Source organism: Pseudomonas putida (assembly GCF_028682395.1).
In the GTDB taxonomy this organism is placed as follows: domain Bacteria; phylum Pseudomonadota; class Gammaproteobacteria; order Pseudomonadales; family Pseudomonadaceae; genus Aquipseudomonas; species Aquipseudomonas putida_AB.
Map to the genome: position 1 here is coordinate 1 of NZ_JANHLC010000018.1, position 22,922 is coordinate 22,922.

Genomic DNA, 22,922 nt, shown 5'->3' on the forward strand with positions numbered 1-22,922 from the left:
GCTCAAAGGGCCGAAAAGCGCCTCTTCTATATAGAAGAGTCACAGGACACCCTCATGGCGTAGCAGACGGATCGCCTCCTGGGAAAGCCCTAGCACCTGCTGCAGTACGTGCTGGGTATGCTCACCCAGTAAGGGAGGAGCGCTTCGGTACTCAACCGGCGTACGCGAAAGACGAATCGGACTGGCAACCTGAGGCACCACACCGGCAATGGCGTGCGGCATCTCGATAGCCAGCCCCCTGGCCATTACCTGCGGGTCGGCAAATACCTGTGCCAGATCATTGATCGGCCCACAAGGCACACCGGCCGCCTCCAACTGAGCAACCCATTCAGCCGTCGTCTTGAAAACCGTTGCCTGACGAATCAAGGGGATCAGCTCAGCACGATTGGCCACCCTCTGCTTATTGGTCACAAACCGCGGATCATCTGCCCACTGGGGCTGACCAGCAACCTCTGCAAACTTGCGGAACTGCCCATCGTTACCCACGGTAAGTATGAAATCGCCATCCGCCGTAGGGAAATCCTGATAGGGCACGATATTAGGATGAGCATTGCCCAAACGCTTCGGAGCAACACCCGTGGTCAGGTAATTCATTGCCTGGTTAGCCAGGCATGCAACCTGCACATCCAATAGCGCCATATCGATATGCTGCCCGCCACCCTCATGATCGCGATGTGCCAAAGCCGCGAGAATCGCTACGGTCGAGTAAAGGCCCGTCAGGATATCCGTCAATGCCACACCGACTTTCACCGGCCCTGCACCCGGATCCCCTTCGGGAAGCCCCGTCAGGCTCATCAAGCCGCCCAACCCCTGAATCATGAAGTCATAGCCCGCACGCTTCGCATACGGCCCGGTTTGGCCAAAGCCGGTTATGGAGCAGTAGATCAGCTCCGGGTTAACAGCCTTGAGCGACTCATAGTCGAGCCCATAAGCCGCCAAACCGCCAACCTTGAAGTTCTCGATCAGAATGTCGGACTTCGCCGCGAGCTCTCGCACCAAGCGCTGACCTTCGGGCCGGGTGAAATCGATAGTGACCGACTGCTTGTTCCGGTTCGCCGACAAGTAGTAAGCCGCTTCGCTCGTATTCTCCCCCGCCGCATCCTTTAGGAAGGGAGGCCCCCAGGCACGCGTATCGTCACCATTGCCAGGGCGCTCGACCTTGATGACCTGCGCCCCCAGGTCAGCCAGTATCTGGCCCGACCACGGCCCGGCCAGTACCCGCGACAAATCCAATACCCGTAGATGCGATAACGCGCCCATGGCCCCTGCTCCTATTAATAGAAGGCCTGAAGGCCGGTCTGAGCCCGACCAAGGATCAGCGCGTGCACATCATGGGTACCCTCATAGGTGTTGACCACCTCAAGGTTGACCAGGTGACGAGCCACACCAAATTCGTCGGAAATACCATTACCGCCCAACATGTCTCGCGCCATGCGCGCGATGTCCAGGGACTTGCCACAGGAGTTGCGCTTCATCATCGAGGTAATCTCGACAGCCGCTGTACCCTCGTCCTTCATCCGCCCAAGACGCAGGCAGCCCTGCAACGCCATGGTGATCTCGGTCTGCATATCGGCCAGCTTCTTCTGGATCAATTGGGTGGCCGCCAGCGGGCGACCGAATTGCTGGCGATCCAGGGTGTACTGGCGAGCGGTGTGCCAGCAGAACTCGGCAGCACCCAGCGCACCCCAAGCGATGCCATAGCGAGCCGAGTTCAGGCAAGTGAACGGCCCTTTCAGCCCACGCACGTCCGGGAAAATATTCTCTTCGGGAACGAAGACGTTATCCATGACGATTTCGCCAGTGATCGACGCACGCAATCCCACCTTGCCGTGAATCGCCGGAGCGCTCAGGCCTTTCCAGCCCTTCTCGAGTATGAAACCGCGGATATCACCCGCATCGTCCTTGCCCCAGACTACGAAGACATCCGCGATCGGACTATTGGTGATCCACATCTTGCTACCCGTCAGGCTGTAGCCGCCCTCAACCTTGCGCGCCCGAGTGATCATCGCACCCGGGTCCGAACCGTGATTCGGCTCGGTCAGGCCAAAACAGCCGATCCATTCACCAGACGCCAGCTTGGGCAGGTACTTCTGCTTTTGAGCTTCGCTACCGAACTCGTTGATCGGCACCATGACCAGGGAGGACTGGACACTCATCATCGAGCGATAGCCAGAGTCCACACGCTCCACTTCACGAGCGATCAAGCCATAGCTGACATAGTTCAGACCGCTGCCACCGTACTCCGCAGGAATCGTCGCACCGAGCAGACCAACCTCACCCATCTCACGAAAGATGGCCGGGTCGGTTTTCTCATGACGGAACGCTTCAAGCACGCGCGGGGCCAACTTGCCCTGGGCAAACTGCTCGGCGGCATCACGCACCATGCGCTCTTCTTCGGTGAGCTGTTGATCCAGCAACAGCGGATCGATCCAGTTGAAGCTCGGTTTGCCGCCCATAACCCTGTCCTCGCACAAGTGATCAAACATCGTGCACAGATCCTAGGCTCGAGTTCGCCATCCAGCAAACGAGGATTTGGCATAGTGTTGTGCTAATTTCTCACTCCGTAATAAACGAAAAGCCTAGTAAAGCCTAACTTTAGTGAGGTCTGCGTACATGCGTAGAAAGATCCCCAGCACTGGCGCCCTAATCAGCTTCGAGGCCGCTGCTCGCCACGAGAGCTTTACCAAGGCAGCTCAGGAGCTTTCACTCACGCAAGGTGCCATATGCCGACAAATAGCCAGCCTGGAAGCGTTCCTTGGTGTGGAGTTGTTCCGGCGCTCCCGGCGCGGTGTAAAGCTGACCGAGGCAGGCCTCTCGTATAGCCGCCGGATTGCCGCACAACTTGATGCGGTCGAACGTGACACCCTGTCAGTGATGGGCCAACAGGGCACCAATGTGATCGAACTGGCCGTGGTTCCGACCTTCGGCACACAGTGGCTGCTGCCACGCCTCAAGGACTTCCAGCACCACCACCCGGAAGTCACGGTCAACCTGACCAACCGTACCCGCCCTTTTCTGTTTGCCGACACCGAGTTCGACGCCGCCATCTACTTCGGCGATGCCGACTGGTCCGGCACCGAATCTCACCGCTTGATGGGCGAGAACCCCGTGCCGGTCTGCAGCCCGGCACTGCTGGCCGAGCAAAAAGGCCTTAGCCCCGAGCAGATCGCCAACCTGCCGCTCCTTCAGCAAACCACCCGGCCGTACGCCTGGCGCCAATGGTTCAATGCCCAGGGCCTGAATATTCCCCGCGACATGACCGGACCTCGTTATGAACTATTCTCCATGCTGGCCCAGGCCGCCATGCACGAGATGGGTATCGCGCTGATTCCCCCCTTCCTGATCCAGCGCGAATTGCTGGAGCAACGCTTGGTAATCGCCAACCATCAGAGCCTCGCCAGCCCCAAGGCTTACTACCTGATGATTCCCGAGCGAAAAGTCGAATCAGCGTCGCTCCAGGCATTTCGCGATTGGCTGATCAACCAATCATATAGCTACAGCCAGCAATCTCTGGGACCAAAGCTATTAACTGACCCTGTAGTCAACTAATTATTTGCGCTACAGACATAACAATATGTCGCTTTTTCAAAACTGTATCTGTAGCAACTAAAAATGGTACGAAAGTGCTTGGTCTCGGGGCCTGTAGCCCGATTTATGTCGGATGACGGCTTATTCATGTCGCCGATGTGAAAAAACTCAAATCTCCTGGCAATACCCTGAAAAGCCCGATCTTGAAGGCTCAAAAGCCTCCAATTGCGACATTCGGTCACAGCATGACTTGTAGTTAAAATCCCGTCACCTTTCATAATCTCTTGATGGTCGTAAAGTTCGCCTGCAAAATGCCGCGCCCCGCCTTGATTCAGGCGGGATCGTGCTGATCGGCCGCCCCAGCTGCACCACCCGTAGTGCGCTGGTTTACCTACAAAGATCACGCAGGAGATTTGACGTGCACATTGGTGTTCCTCTCGAAACCCAGACGGGTGAAACCCGGGTTGCTGCTACCCCGGAAACCATCAAGAAGCTGATCGGCCAAGGCCACAAGGTCACTGTGCAAAGCGGCGCCGGCATTAATGCCAGTGTTGTCGACAGCGCCTATGAGGCTGCCGGTGCCACTATTGGCAGCGCCGCACAGGCGTTCGACGCAGAGCTGATCCTCAAGGTGGTCGCCCCCAGCGACAATGAACTGGCACTGATCAAGCACGGCACCATTGTGGTGGGCATGCTCAATCCGTTCAGTAATGAAACCATTGCCAAGCTGGCCGAACGCGGCATCACCGCCTTCGCGCTCGAAGCCGCCCCGCGGACGTCCCGCGCGCAGAGCCTCGATGTGCTGTCGTCCCAGGCCAACATTGCCGGCTACAAGGCCGTGCTGCTGGCGGCGCATCATTACCCGCGCTTCATGCCCATGCTGATGACCGCCGCCGGTACGGTAAAAGCCGCCCGCGTGCTGATTCTGGGCGCCGGTGTGGCCGGCCTGCAGGCCATCGCCACGGCCAAGCGTCTGGGCGCTGTGATCGAGGCCTCCGATGTACGCCCTGCGGTGAAGGAACAGATCGAATCCCTCGGCGCCAAGTTCGTCGACGTACCATACGAGACCGATGAAGAGCGCGAATGCGCCGTGGGTGTTGGCGGCTACGCCCGCCCGATGCCTGCCAGCTGGATGCAGCGCCAGGCCCTGGCCGTGCACGAACGCGCCAAGCAGGCCGACATCGTGATCACCACCGCGCTCATCCCGGGCCGCAAGGCGCCAGTGCTGCTTAGCGCAGACACCGTGGCCCAGATGAAACCCGGCTCGGTGGTGATCGACCTGGCAGCGGCACAGGGCGGCAACTGCCCATTGACGGTGGCGGACCAGGTGGTTGTCGAGCATGGCGTCACCATCGTTGGCCCGACCAACCTGGCCAGCGCTGTCGCTGCGGACGCTTCGGCGCTCTACGCACGCAACCTGCTGGACTTCCTCAAGCTGGTTTTCAACAAGGACGGCCAGTTCGAGATCAACCTAGAAGACGACATCGTCGCCGCGTGCCTGATGTGCCGCGACGGCCAAGTCATCCGCAAAAACGCCTAAGCAGGGATTCAGACGATGGAAGAGCTTATCTCCCCCGGTATCTACAACCTGATCATCTTCGTGCTGGCGATTTATGTCGGTTATCACGTGGTCTGGAATGTCACACCCGCACTGCACACGCCGCTGATGGCCGTCACCAACGCGATCTCGGCCATTGTCATCGTCGGCGCCATGCTGGCTGCCGCGCTGACCGTCACCCCGCTGGGCAAGACCATGGGCACCCTGGCTGTCGCCCTGGCAGCGGTGAATGTCTTCGGTGGCTTCCTGGTGACCCGTCGGATGCTGGAAATGTTCAAGAAGAAAGCGCCCAAGGCTCAAGCAGAGGTGCGTAAGTAATGAGTATGAATCTGGTAACAACCCTCTATCTGGTCGCCTCGATCTGCTTTATCCAGGCGCTAAAAGGGCTTTCCCACCCGACGACGTCGCGACGCGGCAACCTGTTCGGCATGCTCGGCATGGCGCTGGCCGTGCTGACCACAGTCGGCCTGGTCTTCAAGCTGGGCGCTGAACTGGCCACCGCCGGGATCGGTTACGTGATCGTCGGCCTGCTGATCGGCGGCACCGCCGGCTCGATCATGGCCAAGCGCGTTGAAATGACCAAGATGCCGGAACTGGTCGCCTTCATGCACAGCATGATCGGCCTGGCGGCGGTCTTTATTGCCGTTGCCGCCGTAGTCGAGCCTCAGTCCCTGGGCATCGTCAAGCAACTGGGCGACGCGATCCCGGCCGGTAACCGCCTGGAGCTGTTCCTGGGCGCCGCGATTGGTGCGATCACCTTCTCCGGATCGGTCATCGCGTTTGGCAAGCTGTCGGGCAAGTACAAGTTCCGCCTGTTCCAGGGCGCACCGGTACAATTCGGCGGCCAGCACAAACTGAACCTGGTGCTGGGTCTGGCGACCCTGGGCCTGGGCCTGGTCTTCATGTTCACCGGCAACCTGACAGCCTTCGCCGTGATGCTGGCCCTGGCCTTCGTGCTGGGCGTGCTGATCATCATCCCGATTGGCGGCGCCGACATGCCGGTGGTCGTCTCGATGCTCAACAGCTACTCGGGCTGGGCCGCTGCGGGGATCGGCTTCTCGCTGAACAACTCGATGTTGATCATTGCCGGCTCCCTGGTTGGTTCCTCCGGCGCGATCCTCTCCTACATCATGTGCAAGGCGATGAACCGCTCGTTCTTCAACGTGCTGCTCGGCGGTTTCGGCAACACGGCGGACGCCGGCCCGGCAGGCGCGCAAGAAGCTCGTCCGGTCAAATCCGGTTCGGCCGATGACGCGACGTTCCTGCTGACCAACGCCGACACCGTGATCATCGTTCCCGGCTACGGCCTGGCAGTGGCTCGTGCACAGCACGCGCTCAAGGAGCTGACCGAGAAGCTGACCCACCGCGGTGTGACCGTGAAGTATGCGATCCACCCGGTGGCGGGCCGTATGCCCGGCCATATGAACGTACTGCTCGCGGAGGCGGAAGTGCCTTACGACCAAGTGTTCGAGATGGAAGACATCAACTCCGAGTTCGGCCAGGCCGACGTGGTGCTGGTGCTGGGCGCCAACGACGTGGTCAACCCGGCCGCGAAGAACGATCCGAAGTCGCCGATCGCCGGCATGCCGATCCTCGAAGCCTTCAAGGCCAAGACCATCATCGTCAACAAGCGCTCGATGGCCAGCGGCTATGCCGGCCTGGATAACGAGCTGTTTTACCTGGACAAAACCATGATGGTTTTCGGTGACGCCAAGAAGGTCATCGAAGACATGGTCAAGGCTGTCGAGTAAAACCCTGCTATAACGCAACACCGAAAACCCCGGCGCGGTTAGGCTGGGGTTTTTCTTTGCCTAAAAACCCGACCAAAGGCTCTAAATAGCGCCTGAGCATTCGACCTTTGTCGCGGGGCGAAAATTTTTGAATTCACTAGACTGCGCATCTTGCTTTCGTTGCCCGAGATAACAATCCATGTACCGTGATCGTATCCGCTTGCCTTCCCTGCACAGTAAGGTCATGAGCGCCGCCGACGCTGCCGCCTTGATTGAGGACGGCATGACCGTCGGCATGAGCGGCTTCACCCGCGCCGGTGAAGCCAAGGCCGTGCCCCACGCACTCGCCGAGCGCGCGAAATTGTCGCCGCTGAAAATCACCCTGATGACCGGCGCGAGCCTGGGCAACGACCTCGACAAGCAATTGACCGAAGCCGGCGTACTGGCACGGCGCATGCCGTTCCAGGTCGACAGCACACTGCGCAAGGCCATCAACAATGGCACGGTCATGTTTATCGACCAGCACCTTTCCGAGACCGTCGAGCAACTGCGCAACAAGCAGTTGAAGATGCCTGATATCGCCGTGATCGAAGCGGTGGCCATTACCGAACAGGGTCATATCGTACCGACCACTTCCGTAGGCAACTCCGCCAGCTTCGCGATCTTCGCCAAGCAGGTGATCATCGAGATCAACCTGGCGCACAACAGTAACCTCGAAGGCCTGCACGACATCTACATCCCGACCTACCGGCCGACGCGGACACCAATCCCGCTGGTCAGCGTCGAGGACCGTATCGGCAGCACCGCGATCCCGATCGACCCCGCGAAGATCGTCGGCATTGTCATCACCAACCAATCCGACTCACCGTCGACCGTGGCCGAGCCAGATGCCGAAACCCAGGCCATCGCCAACCACTTGATCGCCTTCCTCAAGGAAGAAGTGGCCGACGGGCGCATGACCAACCAGCTCGGCCCGCTCCAGGCCGGGATCGGCAACATCGCCAACGCGGTGATGTGCGGCCTGATCGACTCGCCGTTCGAAGATCTGACCATGTACTCCGAGGTGCTGCAGGACTCCACCTTCGACCTGATCGACGCCGGCAAACTGCGTTTTGCCTCGGGCAGTTCGATCACCTTGTCCAATCGGCGCAATGCCGATGTGTTCGGCAACCTGGAGAAGTACAAGGACAAACTGGTTCTGCGTCCACAGGAGATCTCCAACCATCCGGAAGTAGTGCGGCGCCTGGGCATCATCGGTATCAATACCGCACTGGAGTTCGACCTCTACGGCAACGTCAACTCCACACACGTCTGCGGCACGCGGATGATGAACGGCATTGGCGGCTCGGGCGATTTTGCCCGCAACGCGCACCTGGCGATCTTTGTCACCAAGTCCATCGCCAAGAACGGCGCCATCTCCAGCGTGGTACCGATGGTCAGCCATGTCGACCATACCGAGCATGACGTCGACATCCTGGTCACCGAGCAAGGCCTGGCGGATCTGCGCGGCCTGGCACCACGCGAACGCGCACGCGTCATCATCGACAACTGTGTGCACCCGGATTATCGCCAGGCGCTGGATGATTACTTCACCGCGGCTTGCGCCATCGGCGGTCATACTCCGCATATCCTGCGCGATGCACTGAGCTGGCACATCAACCTGGAAGAAACCGGGAAAATGCTCGCCCAATAAGTGAAACAGTGGCTCGCTGACGCCAACCCAGTTTCGTCAGCGAGCCAGCTGCACCGCACCCCCTTCAAAAACTGTACTACTGTACCGCTACTTTCCCGCCTATATTTCCCTTCCCCCGCCTTCAAATGACCATAAAAGCACTATATTGGTGCACATAGGTACAGTTGCGCCATTATCGAGCGGTACAGCGCCTATAAACAGTTAACTGGTCTCGCACAATACAGATGAACTGTATCTAGAGAGATGCCCTGCACAGGAGGATCATTGGCAACAGTTAAACCACTACCTAATCCCGCCACAAGCGGAAGGATGTCAATCATGGAACGTACACTCAGTTCCGGCCTGCACTTCGAAAACACTGCTAACAACGCCCAAGCCTCCATGCCGCTGCGCGTTCTCGCCAACCTGATGTTGTGGCAGCGCCGCATCTCCAGCCGCCATCAATTGGCCCGTCTGGATGCTCGCCTGTTGGCAGACGCCGGGATCAGCGAAGCACAGCGTTACGAAGAGCTGAGCAAGCCTTTCTGGCGCTAAGCCAAGCAGCTGGCCCTGACCGCCAAGGTCCACCGCCAGCCACCCGAATCGTATAGAGAAAGCCCGCCACGCACCCCGTGGCGGGCTTTCTCGTTTATGGGGGCCAGGCGACAACAACAGTACAATTTAAATAAAATCAAAAAAACACCAGTACAGTTATCAGGACACACATTTATTCTGCCGAGCTGTCTAAACTGGCCCTATCCGCCCCGTAGAACGCCGCCTAGAATCTACTCACAGCCTACTTTCATCGTTCACAGCGGGCTGTTTGCCCCTACCAGGCAATTGTTTTCGCATCATTCTCAGGAGCTTCACCATGACCCGTCTTCGCCTGCTTTGCGCCGCCACCCTTCTAACTGCGGCAGCCAGCGCCCAGGCCACCAGCCTGGTGGTTACGACCGATGCGATCGTCGGAGCCCTTCGCGCGACTTCCGATGCGACTTCCGATGTCACCTCCTCATTGCGCGACGACAAAATCGTGCGTGCGGCACGCGATGACGCGGCCAGCTTTGTCGCCACCGACGGCGCCATCCGCGGGGTGAAACTGGAAAGTGCGTTTGACACCATCCGCAGGGTCGCCCCCCAGCTACAAGCGTCGGATGCTCAGTTGGCCCAAGCCATCCTGGCCATCTGAAGACTGGCGCACGGGGCGGCAGTACCCGGTCTGCACGCCGCCCCTGGCTCTGGCCAAGGCATTGCGCTAGCCTTGCGCCATCGTTTTTTCAGCCCTAGAGACCCATGCGCCTACTCTCCCTGCTGCTTCTGTCCCTCTGCTGGATCAATCACGCCCAAGCCTTCGATTTGAGCACCAACACCTTGGTTGCATCAGGTTATGTCACCAGCAAAGTGACCTCGGCCCCCTTCGACCGTAAACTGTTGCTGGCAGCCCAGGATGATGCTGCGGCGTTCGTCGCCAGCGCGGGTCATCTGCGCGGTGCCCAGCTGGAATCGGCGTTGCAGTACCTGCGCCAGAGCCAGCCAAAACTTCGTGCCAGCGACCTTGAACTGGCACAGGCGATTCTCGTCCAATAGCCACATCTGTATTTCGGAGATATTCCATGCGTACCCCCCTGATCGCCGCCACGCTTGGCCTGCTCTTGCTGGCTGATATGGCACAGGCTCAGACCCTGGTGGCCACCAGTAACATCATCGTGCGTGCATCCGGACGCACCATCGACTTCACCTCGGACACCACCACGTCGATCCGCGACTCGAAAATCGTGCGCGACGCACAGGACGACGCCGCCAGCTTCGTCGCCAGCCATGGCGAGATTCGCGGCGCGCAACTGGAAGCCGCCTTCCAGACCCTGCGCACCGAAGTACCGCAAGCGCGCGACGCCAGCGACCAGGTGCTTGCCGAAGCCATCCTCGCGCTGTGAAGCCATTTGCCGGCTGGCTGCTGGCCCTTGTCCTGTCGCTCCTTGGCGGCATGGCCCAGGCCAGCCTGCAACTGCAGCTCAAGACCGAAGGGCTTAGCCCGGCCGAACAACAGGCCAGCCAGGCCTTGCTCGATGAAGCGATGCAGCATTTGCCTCCACGCTTTATCGAACAGCTCAATCGCGTCATCAGCGTCGGCTGGACCGACGACATGCCCGCAAATGCGTACGGCCAGGCCACTCTGGTTGCCGAGCTGGACCTCAATCGACGCCTCTTGCCCGGCCTCGTCAACGGCTCGGCCGCCAATGAAAAGACCCAGCGCCCCCATGGCACCGTACGCCGTGAAATGCTCGCCACCGTGCTCCATGAGCTCACCCATATCTATGACCGCGCACGTCTCTGGCCCACCAGCGAGCGCACACTGATCCAACGCTGCCGCCGCCAGAGCGGTGCAACCGGCCTGGTCGGCCTGGCTGACAGTTGCCGGGGCCAGACACAACGCCGCTATACCCTCAGCGATGATCCACGCCTGCTCGACCTGGCCGGATGGCCTCAGTACGTCGGCCGCCGTGGCGAACGCGAAACCGAGAATCGTCAGGTCGCCCGCAGCCCCGACCTCTACGAAATCAGCAGTCCCAAGGAGTTTGTGGCGGTCAATATGGAGTACTTCCTCCTCGACCCGTCCTATGCGTGCCGCCGCCCAGCCCTGTATCGCTATTACCAGGCCCACTTCGGCTGGGCGCCCGCCGAGCGTGACGCCTGCTCCCGGGAGCTGGCCTTCCTCAATGCCGGCAATGACTTCGCCAAGCAACCCCTGGGTAAAGTCGACCCTGAACGCGTCTATGCCGTCGACTATCTGCTGGCCGAAGCCAACCAGAACTGGGTCAGCCGTTGGGGCCACAGCATGCTGCGCCTGGTGATCTGCGCACCCGGCCGCCCACGCGGGCCCGATTGCCGCCTCGATCTGGACCAGCACCTGGTGCTGTCCTATCGCGCCTTCGTCAACGATGTACAACTTTCGACCTGGGGCGGGCTGACCGGCGCCTACCCATCACGGCTGTTTGTACTGCCGCTGGCCCAGGTGATCGACGAGTACACCAAGACCGAGCTGCGCAGCCTGGCCTCGGTACCGCTCAAACTGTCCCGCGAGCAGATCGAAGAAGTGGTCGAGCATGCCGCCGAGATGCACTGGAGCTACGACGGCAACTATTACTTTGTCTCCAATAACTGCGCGGTCGAGACCCTCAAGCTGTTGCGCAGCGGTAGCAACAGCTCGCAACTCGAGACGCTGGACAGCATCGTACCCAATGGCCTGCTCGAAGTGCTCAAGGGGCGTGGGCTGGCCGACACCAGCGTGCTCGACGATCCTCGAGAGGCCCTGCGCCTGGGCTATCGCTTCGACTCCTATCGCGACCGCTACCAGGCCATGTTCGAGGTGTTGAGAAAGCAGTTGCCCATCCGACAGGACAGCGTTGAAGCCTGGCTGTCCCAGCGTGCCGAGCAGCGCCGCACTTGGTTTGCCCGCGCCGACCTGCGCACCAGTGCCGCACTGCTGCTGCTGGAACAGGCCAGCTACCGGCGCCAGTTGCTGCTGGCCCAGGACGAGGTCAAACAGAAATACCTCAATGGCCGCGAGCTGAAGAGCGGCGGCATGGACAAGGCCAATGCGACCCTGCAGGACATTCTCGCCAACAGCGGTTTTCTCAGTCGACCGGCAGAGTTGCTGGGCGGACATGGCTACGGCCTGCCTCAGGCCAGCGAGTGGCAACGCCTGGAAGACCAGAGCAGCCAACGCCAGGCGCAGTTGCAACGCCTCAGCGGCGAACTGGATAAAGAGGTGCGCGCCTTGCTCGACCCCTCCCGCGCCGCCGAGATCGCGGCCAACGAAGCCAACATCAAGCAATTGGGCGAACATCTGCGCGCCCTGCACAAAGCCGCCGGGGGGCTGGAGCTGCCCTGAATCCGAGGCCCTGCCCCGGGTGGCGCCTAAAGCGTTTCTTCAGGCTCCTGGGGCAGATGCTCATCCAGATGCAGCCAAGTTAATCGGCTATCGGCCCAGATATGCCGATCTGCCGGCGCCAGCTCGGGGTGATCCAGGGTCGCGATGGTAACATCGATGCTCTCGGGGCTTAGCCGGGTCGCCAGTGCCAAGTGCGCGCCACAATGGCCACAGAAAAACCGCTGGCAGGTGCTTGATGAGTCATAACGGGCCGGGTGGCCTTTGGCCCAGGAGAACGCCTCGCGCGGCACCGTGATCCAGGTGGTCACCAGGCCACCGCTCACACGACGACAAACCGAGCAATGGCAATGGGCGATGTCCTGCAGCGGTCCGCTGAATGCATAGCGCAGAGCGCCGCAATGGCAGCCGCCGTAGTGAAGCTGTTGCATGGCATCACTCCCGCCCACCCCTGAAAAACCCAGCCTAGCACCGTGGCCGTTGCCGCCAGGCAACAAGTTGCGGTTCGCGACCGAAAATTGTTTCACGCGCCCTGGCGAAAGCTGGCTGAAAGCTTCGCCCATTAGCATCCACCCACCGCCGGCACAGACCGGTCGGCCCGTGCCTGCCTTTTCAGGCGCCAGCGGGCCCAATTAACAACAACAATGGGTGATTCTGATGTCCGCAACTTCCCGCCTGATCGCTACAACTCCGTTCGCTATCCACGCGCTTCCCGCACTGCGCTAACCCTCCCCGGTTTGCCCTTCCCAGCCGTGTTACGCCCGGAGTACCTACCATGCTGACTTTCCTTGGCTTCGCCATGGTCATCACGTTCATGTTCCTGATCATGACCAAGCGCCTCTCGGCACTGATTGCACTGATCATCGTTCCAATCCTGTTCGCCCTGTTCGGCGGCTTTGCGCCGAAGATCGGGCCCATGATGCTCGAAGGCATCACCAAGCTCGCCCCGACCGGGGTGATGCTGATGTTCGCCATTCTCTACTTTGCCCTGATGATCGACTCCGGCCTGTTCGACCCGGCCGTGCGCAAGATCCTCAAGATGGTCAAGGGCGACCCGCTGAAGATCTCGGTCGGCACCGCGGTGCTGGCCCTGGTTGTCTCCCTGGATGGCGACGGCGCCACCACCTACATGATCTGCGTGGCCGCGATGCTGCCGCTCTACAGCCGTGTCGGCATGAGCCCACGCATCATGGCCGGCTTGATCATTCTGGCCGGCGGAGTGATGAACATGACCCCCTGGGGCGGTCCGACCGCCCGCGCCGCCAGCGCGCTGCATGTCGACCCATCGGATATCTTCGTGCCGATGATTCCCGCCATGCTGGCCGGCGTCTTCGCCATCCTGGCCATTGCCTATCTGTACGGCAAACGCGAACGCGCCCGCCTGGGCGAACTGCACCTGCACGGCGATGAAGTCGACCACAGTGAAATCAGCGTGTCGCAGTTTCCCGATGCCCGCCGGCCCAAGTTGATCTGGTTCAACGGCGCGCTGACCCTGGCGCTGATGGGCACGCTGATTGCCGGTCTGCTGCCACTGCCTGTGCTGTTTATGGTGGCGTTCAGTATCGCGATGATCGTCAACTACCCATGCCTGCAACAACAGAAGGACCGCGTCGCGGCCCACGCCGGCAGCGTGCTGGCCGTGGTCGGGCTGATCTTCGCCGCCGGTATCTTCACCGGCATTCTGTCCGGCACCGGCATGGTCGATGCCATGTCCAAAAGCCTGCTGGCCGTGATCCCCGAGGCCCTGGGCCCTTATCTGGCGGTGATTACAGCCCTGGTAAGCATGCCCTTCACCTTCTTTATGTCCAACGATGCCTTCTACTACGGCGTGCTGCCGGTACTGGCCGAAGCCGCCAGCCACTACGGCATCACCGCGGTGGAAATGGCCCGTGCTTCGATTGTCGGCCAGCCAGTGCATCTGCTCAGCCCGTTGGTACCTTCGACCTACCTGCTGGTAGCCCTGGCCGGCATCGAATTCGGTGATCACCAGCGCTTCACCCTGAAGTGGGCAGTGCTGGTTTGCCTGTGCATAATGTTCGCCGCTTTGCTGATGGGCATTTTTCCGCTTTTCAGCACCCTATAAATTCATGACTCTGCGCGCCGGCGACTAGACTTCGACTTTCGAAGCCATCGTCGGCGCGATTCAACACTCGCTCAAAGGAATACACATGGAATGGCTGACCAACCCGGAGATCTGGGTTGCCTTCTTTACGCTGACCGCCCTGGAAATTGTCCTGGGCATCGATAACATCATCATGATTTCGATCCTGGTCAGCCGCATGCCCAAGCATATGCAGGCGCGCACCCGGATCTTCGGCCTGGCCCTGGCCATGGTCACGCGGATTCTGTTGCTGCTGTCGATCACTTGGGTCATGCGCCTGACCGACGACCTGTTCGTGGTCTTCGAACAGGGCATTTCCGGGCGTGACCTGATCCTGTTCTTCGGTGGCCTGTTCCTGCTCTGGAAAAGCTCCCAGGAGATGTACCACGGCCTGGAAGGCGAAGATGAGGTCGGCGCCGAGCCCAAGGGCACGGGCGGCAGCTTTATCTACACCATCGTCCAGATCGCGATCATCGACATCGTTTTCTCCCTGGACTCGGTGATCACCGCCGTCGGCATGGTCTCCCATGTGCCGGTCATGGTCGCGGCCATTGTCGTCGCGGTGCTGGTGATGATGCTGGCCGCCGGCACCATCAGCAATTTCATCGACAAGCACCCGTCGCTGAAAATGCTTGCCCTGTCGTTCCTGCTGGTCGTCGGTACGGTTCTGATCGCCGAAGCCTTCGACGTGCATGTGCCTAAAGGCTACGTCTACTTCGCCATGGCCTTCTCCCTGGCAGTGGAGATGGTCAATATCAAGATGCGCACCGCAATGGCCAAGAAAAAGGCCCAGAGCGACCCGGTAAAACTGCGCAAGGATATCCCGGGCGAGTAATGTCCCTCGCGAGACAGCCCGCGCCTCCTGCAGTGAGCCCATCATCTGCAGGAGGCGCGGGCTGACGCGCGATCCCTCCATACATGTGACAGTTTTGTTTCAAAGCCCCTTCCAGCTATGCGATGCTGGCGCTCGACCCAATAGCCGACTACAGCTTAAGTACAGCAAGTAAAAAGGCTTACAGAACTCGCACTTGCCCCGCTGGGGCGTCAATTTCCAGGGGGCCCTTCATGCTCACCCTGCTCAATCTGCTTTCCGCCGTGACCCTACTGATCTGGGGCACCCACATCGTGCGTACCGGGATCCTGCGGGTCTACGGTTCCAATCTGCGGCACGTCATCAGCCAGAACATGGCTCGCCGGCCACTGGCCTTTGTCGCCGGTATCCTGGTCACGGCCATGGTCCAGAGCAGCAACGCCACGGCCATGCTGGTCACCTCATTTGTCGGCCAGGGTTTGATGGCCCTGACGCCTGCCCTGGCAACCATGCTGGGCGCGGATGTCGGTACCGCCTTGATGGCCAGGGTGCTGACCTTTGACCTGTCCTGGCTGTCGCCCCTGCTGATTTTTCTTGGCGTGATCTTCTTTCTTTCCCGCAAACAGACCCGCGCTGGGCAACTGGGGCGGGTCGGTATCGGCCTGGGGCTGATTGTCCTGGCCCTGCAACTGATCGTCGAAGCCGCTGCACCGATCACCCAGGCCCAGGGCGTTAAGGTGATCTTCGCCTCCTTGACCGGCGATATCCTGCTCGATGCCCTGATCGGCGCGCTGTTCGCGATGATTTCCTACTCCAGCCTTGCTGCCGTACTGCTCACTGCCACCCTGGCCGGCGCCGGGGTGATCAGCTTACCCGTAGCCATCGGCCTGGTGATCGGCGCCAACATCGGCAGTGGCGTGCTGGCGTTTCTCGGCACCAGCATGCAAAACGCCGCAGGCCGCCAGGTGGCCCTGGGGAGCCTGCTGTACAAACTGATCGGATTGCTGCTGGTAATCCCGGTGCTCGACCCGCTGGTGCACTGGATGGACAGCCTGGATTTCAGCCCACAGGAAATGGTGATCGGCTTCCACCTGCTCTACAACACCGGGCGCTGCCTGCTGCTCTTGCCCACAGTCGGCGCCATGGCGCGGCTCTGCGCCTGGCTGCTGCCCGAGCGGCCGGACGCCAACGGGCTGGCCCGGCCTCGCCATCTCGACCCGGCGGCCCTGGCCACACCGAGCCTGGCCCTCGCCAATGCGGTGCGTGAAACCCTACGCATGGGAGATCTGATCGACAGCCAGCTCGGCGCCATGCTCGACGTGCTGCGCGGCAAGCAAAACGCCGTAAGCCAGACCGTGCGCCAGCTGGCCGACGATGTCGAAGCCCTGTGCAGTGCGATCAAGCTGTACCTGGCGCAAATGCCCCGCGAAGACCTGAGCGAACAGGACAGCCGGCGCTGGGCGGAAATCATCGAGCTGGCGGTCAACCTCAAGCTGGCCAGCGACCTGATCGAACGCATGCTGCGCAAGGTTCAGCAGCAGAAAACCGCCCAACGCCGCTCCTTTTCCGAAGTGGGCCTGGAAGAGCTGGCAGGCTTGCACAGCCAGTTGATCGACAACCTGCGCCTGGGCTTGTCGGTGTTTCTCAGTGCCGACCCCCAGAGTGCCCGGCAGTTGCTGCGTGAAAAACGCCGTTTCCGCGCCCAGGAACGCCGCCTGGCCCATGCCCATGTCAGCCGCCTGCAGCGCAAGGTGGTCCAGAGCCTGGAAACCAGTTCACTGCATTTAGAGCTGATCGCCGATATGAAGCGGCTCAATTCGCTATTCTGCAGCAGCGCCTATGTGGTCCTGGAATCTGCGGAAACCGGCGCCCTGGCATTTGAAGATATCGCCGATACCAACCATTCGCCCTGAACGTGCGCTGCGCGCGATGGTCATTAGCCTTAGCCCGGCCCGAAGACCACCGCGCCACCCTCTAGCCTGTGGAAAACCCTTATGCGTTGCCTGCTGTTGCTCTGCCTGTTGCTCGCTACTGCCCCTGCCTCGGCCGTGGACCGCCTGCAAGCGGAAGGCTACCTGCTACCCAACGGCCTGCAATTGTTGCTCAAGCCCACCCGCGAGCGCGGCCATGTGGCGATCCGGTTGGTCGTCGGGGTCGGCTTCGACGACTTCGCCTGTGCGGACAAGGAACTGCCACATCTGCTTGAACACCTACTGTTCAGTGGTATCGACGCCCAGGGCGAAGGCGGCCTGGAAGAGCGCATGCAGGCCCTGGGCGGCGAGTGGAATGCCTTTACCAGCAATGCCGACACCACATTCGTGATCGAAGCGCCGGCCAAGAACCAGCGCAAGGTGCTCGACCTGCTGCTGGCCCTGCTGACGCGCACCGAACTCAACCCCACGACCCTGGCAGCCGCCAAGCAGGTGGTGGAGCGCGAGGACGGCGGGCATTACTCCCATCTGCAGCGCTGGCTCGATCGCCAGGACCTGGGCCACAAGGCCAGCAATCAATTGGCCATTGAACTGGGGCTCAAGTGTGCCGAGCGGGCCGAAGTCGCCCAACTGAGCGCCGACCAGCTCCAGACCCTGCGCCAGCAATGGTATGCCCCCAACAATATGACGCTGATCATTGTCGGCGAACTCGACCGCCTGCTGCCGGCCTATCTGGAGCGCACCTACGGTGAGCTTGAGCCGGTACCACCGCGCGAACACCCACCACTGCCGCAGATCAGCGGCACCGCGGCCGAGCGCCGCGAGCTGACTCGTGGCTGGCTGGGCAACGACGCCCGGGTGCACTGGCTGTTTCCCGAGCCCGTGCTCGATGCACAGCACGATGCCAGCTGGGATTTGCTCAAGGACTACCTGGATTGGTCGCTGTACCGGCGACTGCGCCTGGACCACAGTTTGTCCTACGGCCCGTGGAGCGAGCGGGAGCTACTGGGCGGCGTCGGCTTCCTCAGCCTGAATGCCGATATCGAACGCACCGACCTGCCGCAGGCCGATCAGGTGCTGCGCGAGCTCAAGGCTGACCTGCTTCAGCACGGGCTGGACCCGCAGACCTTCGAGCGCCTGCGCCAGGCGGCCATCGCCCGCCAGGCCTGGGCGGTGCAGGGCAATAGCGCGATGGCCGACTACTACTGGGGCGCGTTGGGCAGCTTCGAAGATGGTCGCTTCGCCGACCCGGCCAAGCACCTGCAGGCCGTGACACTGGAACAAGCCAACGAAGCCATGCGCCAGCTCTTTGCCGCACCGGGTTACTGGCGCGTCGAGAAGCCGTTGCTCAGCTATGACGGCTTGGGCTGGTTACTGGCGGGAGGGGTGGGATTGCTGGTGCTGTTGGGCGTACGTCGGTACGCCTTGCGCAAGCGCTAGAGACGCGTATCGGAGTATCGGCCGGTTTGTAGAAACGCGTTTGCTGGCGAGAAGTTTCGGCAGGCCCTACCGAGCGGCACTCTATTGATCCTTGAGCGCCGCCTTATCGAGCTTCTTCACAAACACCGACATTTCCTTCTCCGCCTGCTTGTCGCCATGGGCCTGGGCGGCTGCGATGCCCTGCTCCCAAGCGCGGCGTGCCTCGGTCGTGTCGCCTTGGCCCTGGTGCGCCTTGCCTAACAGTTTCCAGGCCGCCGAATACTTGGGGTCGAACGCCACACACCGTTGCAGATGTTCGACGGCCAGGGCGTAGTCGCCCTGATCCAGATACCCCTTGCCCAGACCGAACCGCAACAAGGCGTTATCCACGCCCTTGGCCAGCATTTTTTCCAACGACTCCAGCATCACCCGTCACCCTTGTAGCCGCGAGCGTGCTCGCCGGCTCTAACAAGGCCTAAAAGAAACTCAGGCCGACATGGAACAGCTTCTCGACATCGCGGATGTACTTCTTGTCCACCAGGAACAAGATCACATGGTCGCCCGTCTGGATCACCGTATCGTCGTGGGCGATCAGCACTTCTTCATCACGGATGATCGCACCGATGGTGGTCCCCGGCGGCAGGCCGATATCCTCGATGGCCCGGCCAATCACCTTGCTCGACTTGGCATCGCCATGGGCAATCGCCTCGATGGCTTCCGCCGCGCCACGGCGCAACGAGTGCACACTGACGATATCGCCACGGCGCACATGGGTCAGCAAGGTGCCGATGGTCGCCAACTGCGGGCTGATGGCAATATCAATATCGCCGCCCTGGATCAGGTCGACATAGGCCGGGTTATTGATGATGCTCATCACCTTCTTCGCGCCCATGCGCTTGGCCAGCAGCGAGGACATGATATTGGCCTCGTCATCGTTGGTCAGGGCCAGGAACAGGTCGGCGTCGGCGATGTTTTCTTCCATCAGTAGATCACGGTCCGAGGCACTGCCCTGCAACACCACGGTGCTATCCAGGGTGTCGGAAAGATAGCGGCAGCGCGCTGCATTCATCTCGATGATCTTGACCTGGTAACGACTCTCGATGGCCTCGGCCAGGCGCTCGCCGATCTGCCCGCCACCGGCAATCACAATGCGTTTGTAGCTTTCGTCGAGTCGGCGCATTTCGCTCATGACCGCCCGAATATTGGCCTTGGCGGCGATGAAAAAGACTTCGTCATCGGCTTCGATCAAGGTATCGCCCTGGGGCAGGATCGGCCGATCACGGCGGAAGATCGCGGCCACGCGGGTTTCGACATTGGGCATATGTTCGCGCAACTGGCGCAGTTGCTGGCCGACCAGCGGCCCGCCGTAGTAGGCCTTGACCGCCACCAACTGCGCCTTGCCCTCGGCAAAGTCGATGACCTGAAGGGCCCCGGGATATTCGATCAAGCGCTTGATGTAGTTGGTCACCACCTGCTCGGGGCTGATCAACACATCGACCGGGATGGCCTCGTTATCGAACAGCCCCGCGCGGGTCAGGTACGCAGCCTCACGGACCCGGGCAATCTTGGTCGGGGTGTGGAACAACGTGTGAGCGACCTGGCAGGCGACCATATTGGTTTCGTCGCTGTTGGTCACCGCCACCAGCATATCAGCATCGTCGGCGCCGGCCTGGCGCAGAACGGTCGGAAACGAACCCCGACCCTGCACCGTGCGGATATCCAGGCGATCGCCAAGGTCGCGCAGGCGTTCGCTATCCGTGTCGACCACGGTGATGTCGTTGGCTTCGCTGGCCAGGTGTTCAGCCAGTGTGCCGCCAACCTGCCCCGCACCGAGGATGATGATTTTCATCCGGTTACTCCCTTAAACCCGGTTAACCGCGCACGGCGGCAATCTTGATCAGTTTGGCGTAGTAGAAACCGTCGTGGCCACCCTGCTGGGCCAGCAACTGGCGGCCATGGGCCTGCTTGATGCCGAACTGGCCAGGGATATCAAGTTCGCGGGCACCGCTGGTACGCGCCAGGAACGCTTCGATCACTTCGGTGTTCTCGGTCGGCAGGGTCGAACACGTGGCATAGAGCAGGATGCCGCCGACTTCCAGGGTCGGCCAGAGCGCGTCGAGCAATTCGCCCTGCAGCGCAGCCAGGGCGACGATATCGTCCGGCTGGCGAGTCAGCTTGATGTCCGGATGACGCCGGATCACGCCCGTCGCCGAGCAGGGCGCATCCAGCAAGATCCGTTGAAAGGGCTTGCCGTCCCACCAGGCGGCGGTATCGCGGCCATCGGCGGCGATCAGTTGGGCATCCAGGCCCAGGCGGTCGAGGTTTTCGCGCACGCGCAGTAGGCGCTTGGCTTCCAGGTCGATGGCCACTACGCCTGCCAGCCCGGGTTCGACTTCAAGGATGTGGCAGGTCTTGCCCCCTGGCGCACAGCAGGCATCCAGAACGCGCTGGCCTGGCGCCAGATCGAGCAGATCGGCGGCCAATTGGGCGGCTTCGTCCTGCACGCTGATCCAGCCCTCGTTAAAGCCTGGCAGGTTGCGGACATCGCAGGGCTCGTCGAGGACAATGCCGTCCTGGCTGTAGGCGCAGGGCTGGGCGGTAATGGCACTGTCACGGAGCAACTGCAGGTAACCCGCACGCGTCTGATGGCGGCGATTGACCCGCAGGATCATCGGCGGGTGGGCGTTGTTGGCGGCGCAGATGGCTTCCCATTGCTGCGGCCAGAAGGCTTTCAGGGTCTTTTGTAGCCAGCGCGGGTGAGCGGTACGGACCACCGGGTCGTGCTCCAGCTCGGCCAGCAAGGCTTCACTCTCACGCTGGGCGCGGCGCAGCACGGCATTGAGCAGCGCCTTGGCCCAGGGCTTTTTCAGCTTGTCGGCACAGCCTACGGTTTCACCGATGGCGGCATGGGCCGGAATCCGCGTATAGAGCAATTGATATAGGCCCACCAGCAGCAGGGCTTCAACATCGGCATCAGCGGCCTTGAAAGGCTTTTGCAGCAGTTTGGCCGCCAGGGCCGACAGCCGTGGCTGCCAACGCGCGGCGCCAAACGCCAGGTCTTGGGTCAGGCCTCGGTCACGGACCTCGACCTTGTCCAGTTGCACCGGCAGGGAGCTGTTGAGCGAGGCCTTGCCGTTGAGTACCGCCGTCAGGGCCCTGGCGGCCGCCAGACGCGGGTTCATTGGCCAAGTACCGTGCCGAGGGCGAACTTCTCGCGGCGACTGTTAAACAGGTCACTGAAATTCAGGGCCTTGCCACCCGGCAACTGCAGGCGGGTCAGGCACAGGGCGCCATCGGCGCAGGCGACAACCAGACCGTCCTTGCTCGCGGCGAGAATTTCACCGGGGCTGCCCTGGCCTTCGGCCAGGCTGGCGCCGAGCACCTTCAAGGCTTCGCCGTTCAACGTGCTGTGGCAGATCGGCCACGGATTGAAGGCACGAATCAGCCGCTCAAGCTCGACTGCCGGACGCTTCCAGTCCAGGCGCGCTTCGTCCTTATTCAATTTGTGTGCGTAGGTGGCCAGGCTGTCGTCCTGGACTTCCCCGGTCAAGGTGCCTGCGGCCAGGCCGGCGATGGCTTGCAACACGGCCGGCGGGCCGAGTTCGGCAAGGCGATCATGCAGGCTGCCGCCGGTGTCGGTGGCGCTGATCGGGGTAGTGACCTTGAGCAACATCGGCCCGGTGTCCAGGCCGGCCTCCATGCGCATCACGGTCACGCCGCTTTCGCGATCGCCCGCCTGCACCGCACGCTGGATCGGCGCCGCACCGCGCCAGCGCGGCAATAGCGAGGCGTGGCTGTTGATGCAGCCCAGGCGCGGAATATCCAGCACCACCTGCGGCAGGATCAACCCGTAGGCGACCACGACCAGCAGGTCCGGCTTGAGCGCCGCCAGCTCGGCCTGGGCCGCAGGGTCGCGCAAGGTGGGTGGCTGCAGTACGGGAATCGCCTGTTGTTCGGCGAGCTGCTTGACCGGGCTGGGCATCAGCTTCTGCCCACGACCTGCAGGGCGATCCGGCTGCGTGTAGACCGCGACGATCTGGTAAGGGCTGTCGAGCAACGCCTTGAGGTGTTCGGCGGCGAACTCCGGGGTGCCGGCAAAGACGATGCGCAGGGGCTCGGTCATGGGTTACTCGCTTGGAAATTCGCTGGGAGGAGCGGCGCTACCAATGGCAGCTGCCGAAGGCCGAGTCGGGCTGCGCTTGCAGCCCGCAGGTGCCAGGAAAAAGCGGGGCAGGAGGACAACCGTATACCGTCCAGGGCGATTGCCATGGCCAGGGTCGTCC

21 protein-coding genes are annotated in these 22,922 nt (G+C 61.4%); 14 read left to right on the forward strand and 7 right to left on the reverse strand.

Annotated features, from left to right (window positions below; all coding sequences use genetic code 11):
• Positions 1 to 39 precede the first annotated feature (39 nt).
• Positions 40 to 1,260 carry a CaiB/BaiF CoA transferase family protein gene (locus NPS46_RS24710; RefSeq protein WP_274111916.1) on the reverse strand — a complete coding sequence of 407 codons (1,221 nt, stop codon included), beginning with the start codon at positions 1,258 to 1,260 and terminating at the stop codon, positions 40 to 42.
• A 14-nt stretch (positions 1,261 to 1,274) separates the two neighbouring features.
• The gene (locus NPS46_RS24715; protein ID WP_274111918.1) at positions 1,275 to 2,456 is read right to left on the reverse strand and encodes an acyl-CoA dehydrogenase; all 1,182 of its coding nucleotides are present in this window, start codon (positions 2,454 to 2,456) and stop codon (positions 1,275 to 1,277) included.
• A 157-nt stretch (positions 2,457 to 2,613) separates the two neighbouring features.
• Between NPS46_RS24715 and NPS46_RS24720 the strand changes: the two genes are divergently transcribed.
• The 10 genes from NPS46_RS24720 to NPS46_RS24765 all read left to right on the forward strand — a co-directional run bounded on the left by NPS46_RS24720 (position 2,614) and on the right by NPS46_RS24765 (position 12,380).
• On the forward strand, positions 2,614 to 3,549 hold the full coding sequence (locus NPS46_RS24720; protein ID WP_274111920.1) for a LysR family transcriptional regulator: 936 nt from the start codon (positions 2,614 to 2,616) through the stop codon (positions 3,547 to 3,549).
• A gap of 397 nt (positions 3,550 to 3,946) precedes the next feature.
• A complete protein-coding gene (locus NPS46_RS24725; RefSeq protein WP_274111922.1) occupies positions 3,947 to 5,068 on the forward strand; it encodes a Re/Si-specific NAD(P)(+) transhydrogenase subunit alpha in 1,122 nt (373 codons plus the stop codon).
• 15 nt (positions 5,069 to 5,083) lie between these two features.
• Positions 5,084 to 5,404, forward strand: coding sequence for an NAD(P) transhydrogenase subunit alpha (locus NPS46_RS24730; protein ID WP_274111924.1), 321 nt, complete (start codon positions 5,084 to 5,086; stop codon positions 5,402 to 5,404).
• Positions 5,404 to 6,837, forward strand: coding sequence for an NAD(P)(+) transhydrogenase (Re/Si-specific) subunit beta (locus NPS46_RS24735; RefSeq protein ID WP_274111926.1), 1,434 nt, complete (start codon positions 5,404 to 5,406; stop codon positions 6,835 to 6,837). Before NPS46_RS24730 ends, NPS46_RS24735 begins: the two co-directional genes overlap by 1 nt.
• 178 nt (positions 6,838 to 7,015) lie before the next feature.
• Positions 7,016 to 8,509 carry an acetyl-CoA hydrolase/transferase family protein gene (locus NPS46_RS24740; RefSeq protein WP_274111928.1) on the forward strand — a complete coding sequence of 498 codons (1,494 nt, stop codon included), beginning with the start codon at positions 7,016 to 7,018 and terminating at the stop codon, positions 8,507 to 8,509.
• 318 nt (positions 8,510 to 8,827) lie between these two features.
• Entirely contained in the window at positions 8,828 to 9,043 is a 216-nt protein-coding gene (locus NPS46_RS24745) for a DUF1127 domain-containing protein (protein WP_274111930.1), read from the forward strand.
• Between the two features lie 316 nt (positions 9,044 to 9,359).
• Positions 9,360 to 9,677: a DUF2388 domain-containing protein gene (locus NPS46_RS24750; RefSeq protein WP_274111932.1), complete on the forward strand. Its 318-nt coding sequence runs from the start codon at positions 9,360 to 9,362 to the stop codon at positions 9,675 to 9,677.
• Positions 9,678 to 9,781: 104 nt separating this feature from the next.
• Positions 9,782 to 10,075 carry a DUF2388 domain-containing protein gene (locus NPS46_RS24755; RefSeq protein ID WP_274111934.1) on the forward strand — a complete coding sequence of 98 codons (294 nt, stop codon included), beginning with the start codon at positions 9,782 to 9,784 and terminating at the stop codon, positions 10,073 to 10,075.
• 26 nt (positions 10,076 to 10,101) lie between these two features.
• Entirely contained in the window at positions 10,102 to 10,422 is a 321-nt protein-coding gene (locus tag NPS46_RS24760) for a DUF2388 domain-containing protein (protein ID WP_274111936.1), read from the forward strand.
• A gap of 50 nt (positions 10,423 to 10,472) precedes the next feature.
• A complete protein-coding gene (locus tag NPS46_RS24765) occupies positions 10,473 to 12,380 on the forward strand; it encodes a DUF4105 domain-containing protein (protein WP_425312785.1) in 1,908 nt (635 codons plus the stop codon).
• Positions 12,381 to 12,406: 26 nt separating this feature from the next.
• On the opposite strand, the gene NPS46_RS24770 is transcribed toward NPS46_RS24765, so the two are convergent.
• Positions 12,407 to 12,808 carry a GFA family protein gene (locus NPS46_RS24770; RefSeq protein ID WP_274111940.1) on the reverse strand — a complete coding sequence of 134 codons (402 nt, stop codon included), beginning with the start codon at positions 12,806 to 12,808 and terminating at the stop codon, positions 12,407 to 12,409.
• Between the two features lie 344 nt (positions 12,809 to 13,152).
• Between NPS46_RS24770 and NPS46_RS24775 the strand changes: the two genes are divergently transcribed.
• The 4 genes from NPS46_RS24775 to NPS46_RS24790 all read left to right on the forward strand — a co-directional run bounded on the left by NPS46_RS24775 (position 13,153) and on the right by NPS46_RS24790 (position 18,660).
• The gene (locus tag NPS46_RS24775; protein ID WP_274111943.1) at positions 13,153 to 14,460 is read left to right on the forward strand and encodes a CitMHS family transporter; all 1,308 of its coding nucleotides are present in this window, start codon (positions 13,153 to 13,155) and stop codon (positions 14,458 to 14,460) included.
• Between the two features lie 85 nt (positions 14,461 to 14,545).
• Complete coding sequence (locus tag NPS46_RS24780; RefSeq protein WP_274111945.1) at positions 14,546 to 15,313, forward strand: TerC family protein; 768 nt, start codon at positions 14,546 to 14,548, stop codon at positions 15,311 to 15,313.
• Positions 15,314 to 15,543: 230 nt separating this feature from the next.
• A complete protein-coding gene (locus NPS46_RS24785; RefSeq protein ID WP_274111946.1) occupies positions 15,544 to 17,202 on the forward strand; it encodes a Na/Pi cotransporter family protein in 1,659 nt (552 codons plus the stop codon).
• Positions 17,203 to 17,283: 81 nt separating this feature from the next.
• Positions 17,284 to 18,660 carry a M16 family metallopeptidase gene (locus NPS46_RS24790; protein WP_274111947.1) on the forward strand — a complete coding sequence of 459 codons (1,377 nt, stop codon included), beginning with the start codon at positions 17,284 to 17,286 and terminating at the stop codon, positions 18,658 to 18,660.
• Between the two features lie 81 nt (positions 18,661 to 18,741).
• On the opposite strand, the gene NPS46_RS24795 is transcribed toward NPS46_RS24790, so the two are convergent.
• The 4 genes from NPS46_RS24795 to fmt are packed head-to-tail and all read right to left on the reverse strand — an operon-like array spanning position 18,742 to position 22,762.
• Positions 18,742 to 19,068: a tetratricopeptide repeat protein gene (locus NPS46_RS24795; protein ID WP_425312784.1), complete on the reverse strand. Its 327-nt coding sequence runs from the start codon at positions 19,066 to 19,068 to the stop codon at positions 18,742 to 18,744.
• Positions 19,069 to 19,114: 46 nt separating this feature from the next.
• A complete protein-coding gene (trkA, locus tag NPS46_RS24800; protein WP_274111951.1) occupies positions 19,115 to 20,488 on the reverse strand; it encodes a Trk system potassium transporter TrkA in 1,374 nt (457 codons plus the stop codon).
• Between the two features lie 22 nt (positions 20,489 to 20,510).
• Complete coding sequence (gene rsmB / locus NPS46_RS24805) at positions 20,511 to 21,821, reverse strand: 16S rRNA (cytosine(967)-C(5))-methyltransferase RsmB (RefSeq protein WP_274111953.1); 1,311 nt, start codon at positions 21,819 to 21,821, stop codon at positions 20,511 to 20,513.
• Positions 21,818 to 22,762 (reverse strand): methionyl-tRNA formyltransferase, encoded by a 945-nt coding sequence (fmt, locus tag NPS46_RS24810; RefSeq protein WP_274111955.1) that lies wholly within the window; start codon positions 22,760 to 22,762, stop codon positions 21,818 to 21,820. The genes rsmB and fmt overlap by 4 nt, the downstream gene beginning before the upstream one ends.
• Between the last annotated feature and the right edge of the window lie 160 nt (positions 22,763 to 22,922).